Source organism: Acidovorax cavernicola, assembly GCF_003581445.1.
In genome coordinates this window covers 1-3622 of sequence record NZ_QXMN01000103.1, presented here as the reverse complement: position 1 = coordinate 3622, position 3622 = coordinate 1, and the positions used below count along the sequence as shown (strand labels likewise).

Sequence of the window (3622 nt, the reverse complement as noted above, 5' to 3'; positions counted from 1 at the left end):
TTCGACTTCGTGTTCTGCCGCAACGTGATGATCTATTTCGACGCCGCCACCCAGCGCCGCGTGCTCGAACGCATCCACCGCGTGATGAAGCCCGGCGGCATGCTGTTCGTCGGCCACGCCGAGAACTTCAGCGAGTCGCGCGATCTGTTCACCTTGCGCGGGAAGACCGTCTATGAGCGACGCTGAACGCTCGCGGGCGACCGCTGCGGACCTCGCCGGCGGCCTGGACCGGCGCCGCGCGCCGCGCATTGCGCCGTTGCGCGGCGACATGCTGACTGCGGCCCCCGCGTCGGCGTCATCGCTCGATATCCTGCGCGCGCGTGCGCGCCGCCCCGGACAGGCTTCGTTCTTCTACTTCGACCCCCACTTCCAGTACAACGCGGTCAAGGTGCTGCCGGGCGAGTATTTCGTTTCCAACGAAAACATGGCGATCGTCACCGTGCTCGGCTCGTGCATCGCGGCCTGCCTCTGGGACAGCCGCATGCATGTCGGCGGTATGAACCACTTCATGTTGCCCGACAGCGATGCGAGCGATTCGTCGGGGCGCTACGGCTCGTACGCGATGGAGCTGCTGATCAACGAAATGCTCAAGCTCGGTGCGCGGCGCGAAACCATGCAGGCCAAGATTTTCGGCGGCGGCCAGGTTATGCACAATTTCACGACAATGAACGTCGGTGAACGCAACACCGAATTCGTCAAACAGTATTTGCAGACGGAGCGCATTCCTCTGGTTTCCGAGGATGTGCTCGATATCTACCCCCGCAAGGTGGTGTACTTCCCCGCTACAGGCAAGGCCATGGTCAAGCGCCTGGCCCATGCGCATCCGGACTCCCTGGTCGCGCAGGAGGCCGTGCGTGGCAATGCAGCCACCTTGGCGCGGGCGACGGCAGGCGGCTCAGTCGACCTGTTTTAAATAGGGACAGAGCGAATGAACAGGAAAACACGTGTGATTGTGGTCGACGACTCTGCGCTGGTGCGCAGTCTTTTGTCCGAGATCATCAATCGTCAGACTGACATGGAGTGCATAGGCACGGCCAACGATCCCCTGATCGCGCGCGAGATGATCCGCGAGATGAGTCCCGACGTGATCACGCTGGACGTGGAAATGCCGCGCATGGACGGCATCGACTTTCTGGGCCGGCTGATGCGCCTGCGCCCGATGCCGGTGCTGATGATCTCGACGCTGACCGAGCGCGGCGCAGAAGTCACCATGAAGGCGCTGGAACTCGGCGCTGTCGATTTCGTCGCCAAGCCGCGCGTGGGCGTGGCCAACGGTCTGAACGATCTGGCCACCGAGATCGTCGACAAGATCCGCGTCGCCGCGGTCGCGCGCGTGCACCGCACGCTGGCCGCGTCGAACTCCGCCAGCGCGGCCCCTGCGGTCGGCGGCCCGGCCGCACGGCCCGGCCACGCCGCGCCGGCCGCTCCGACTGCCATGCTGGGGCGTCTGTCGACCGAGAAGATCATCGCCATCGGTGCGTCCACGGGCGGCACCGAAGCCATACGCGAAGTGCTGACCCATCTGCCGGCCGACTGCCCGGCCATCGTGATCACCCAGCACATGCCGCCGGGCTTCACCACCAGCTTCGCGGCGCGGCTCAACAGCCTGTGCCAGATCAAGGTCAAGGAAGCCGAGAACGGCGAGCGCATCCTGCCCGGCCACGCCTATATCGCGCCCGGCGGCAAGCATTTCTCGATCAACCGCAGCGGCGCCAACTACGTGGCCGTGGTCGACGACACGCCGCCCGTCAACCGCCACAAGCCGTCGGTCGAGGTGCTGTTCCGCTCGGTGGCCCACTGCGCGGGCCGCAATGCGGTCGGCGTCATGCTGACCGGCATGGGCGCGGACGGCGCGGTCGCGATGCGCGAAATGAAGCTCGCGGGCAGCTACAACTACGTGCAGGACGAAGCCAGTTGCATCGTCTTCGGCATGCCGCGCGAAGCCATCGCCCACGGCGCGGCCGACGAAGTGCTGCCGCTGGTGCAGATCGCGTCCGCACTGCTCACGCGCCTGCGCAGCGGCAACGCGCATCACCGCATCTGATCGCGCGGTGCACACCCCATAAAAAAAAGGAGCCTAGGCTCCTTTTTTCACGTCTGCGGTCGCTCAGGCGGACAGCTTGGACCAGCGGTCGAGCGCGTCCATCAGTAGTTCGTCGATTTCGGCATCGCGGCTCGCGAGCTGCGCGGCGCGCGCGGCGTCCTTGGCGTAGATGCTGCCGTCGGCGAGTTCGCCCTGAATCGACTTCTGCTCGGCTTCGAGCGCCGCAATCTGTTCGGGCAGCTGTTCCAGCTCGCGCTGCTCCTTGTAGCTGAGCTTGCGCTTGGCAGGCGTGGCCGGGGCTGCGGGCGCGGCTGCGACAGCGGGTGCTGGCGCAGGTTGCTTGGCCGCCTGCTTGGCCTGCGAAGCGGCCAGCGCCTTGCTGCGGCGCGACTGCTCGAGCCAGTCCTGCACGCCGCCTTCGTATTCGCGCCACAGGCCGTCGCCTTCATAGGCGATGGTGCTGGTCACGACGTTGTCGAGGAAGGTGCGGTCATGGCTCACCAGGAACACCGTGCCGTCATAGTTGGCCAGCAGGTCTTCGAGCAGATCGAGCGTATCGATGTCCAGATCGTTGGTCGGCTCGTCGAGCACCAGCACATTCGCCGGACGCGCGAACAGACGCGCCAGCAGCAAACGGTTGCGTTCGCCGCCGGACAGCGAACGCACGGGCGAACGTGCACGCGCGGGCGAGAACAGGAAGTCGCTCAGGTAGCTCTTGACATGCTTGCGCTGGTTGCCGATCTCGATCCATTCGCTGCCGGGGCTGATGAAGTCCTCGAGCGTGGCGTCCAGGTCGACCGCGTGGCGCATCTGGTCGAAATAGGCGATCTGCAGGTTGCCGCCCTGGCGGATGCTGCCGCTGTCGGCGGGCAGGCTGCCCAGGATCATGCGCAGCAGCGTGGTCTTGCCGGCGCCGTTGGGGCCGATCAGCCCGACCTTGTCGCCGCGCAGGATGGTGCCGGTGAAGTTCTTGACGATCAGCTTGTCGCCAAACGACTTGCTGACTTCGTGCAGTTCGGCAACGATCTTGCCCTGGTAGCCATCACCCTTGCCCGAAGCGATGTCCATGTTCACGCTGCCGAGCTTTTCACGGCGGTTGCTGCGGTTCTCGCGCAGCGCTTCGAGCCGGCCGATACGGCTCTGGCTGCGCGTGCGGCGCGCTTCCACGCCCTTGCGGATCCAGACCTCTTCCTGGGCCAGCAGCTTGTCGGCCTTGGCGTTGATCACGGCCTCCTGCGCCATCTGCTCTTCCTTCTGGAGCACATACTGCGCGAAATTGCCGGGGTAGGAGCGCAGCGTGCCGCGGTCCAGCTCGACAATGCGCGTGGCGATCGCGTCCAGAAAGCTGCGATCGTGGGTAATGGTGATGACACTGCCCTTGAAATCGACGAGCAGGCCTTCGAGCCATTCGATCGCGTCCAGATCCAGATGGTTGGTCGGCTCGTCGAGCAGCAGGACATCGGGGCGCGTGACCAGCGCCTGGGCCAGGGCCACGCGCTTCTTCGTGCCGCCCGACAGCGTGCCGACCACGGCCTGCGGGTCGAGGTGCAGGCGCTGCAGCGTTTCTTCCACGCGCTG

The 3622-nt window shown here is 65.5% G+C and carries 4 protein-coding genes; 3 read left to right on the top strand and 1 reads right to left on the bottom strand.

Annotated features, from left to right (window positions below):
- The 3 genes from D3H34_RS31060 to D3H34_RS31050 form a co-directional block, all read left to right on the top strand.
- Positions 1-186, top strand: a 186-nt coding sequence (locus D3H34_RS31060) for a CheR family methyltransferase (protein ID WP_119558682.1), incomplete at its 5' end; no start/stop codon positions are given.
- Positions 173-913 carry a chemoreceptor glutamine deamidase CheD gene (gene cheD, locus D3H34_RS31055; RefSeq protein ID WP_119558681.1) on the top strand — a complete coding sequence of 247 codons (741 nt, stop codon included), beginning with the start codon at positions 173-175 and terminating at the stop codon, positions 911-913. The genes D3H34_RS31060 and cheD, both read left to right, overlap by 14 nt.
- A 15-nt stretch (positions 914-928) precedes the next feature.
- Positions 929-2044 (top strand): protein-glutamate methylesterase/protein-glutamine glutaminase, encoded by a 1116-nt coding sequence (locus D3H34_RS31050; protein ID WP_119558680.1) that lies wholly within the window; start codon positions 929-931, stop codon positions 2042-2044.
- A 63-nt stretch (positions 2045-2107) separates the two neighbouring features.
- Here the strand turns inward: D3H34_RS31050 and D3H34_RS31045 are convergent.
- A partial coding sequence (locus D3H34_RS31045; RefSeq protein ID WP_119558679.1) for an ATP-binding cassette domain-containing protein occupies positions 2108-3622 on the bottom strand: 1515 nt, incomplete at its 5' end.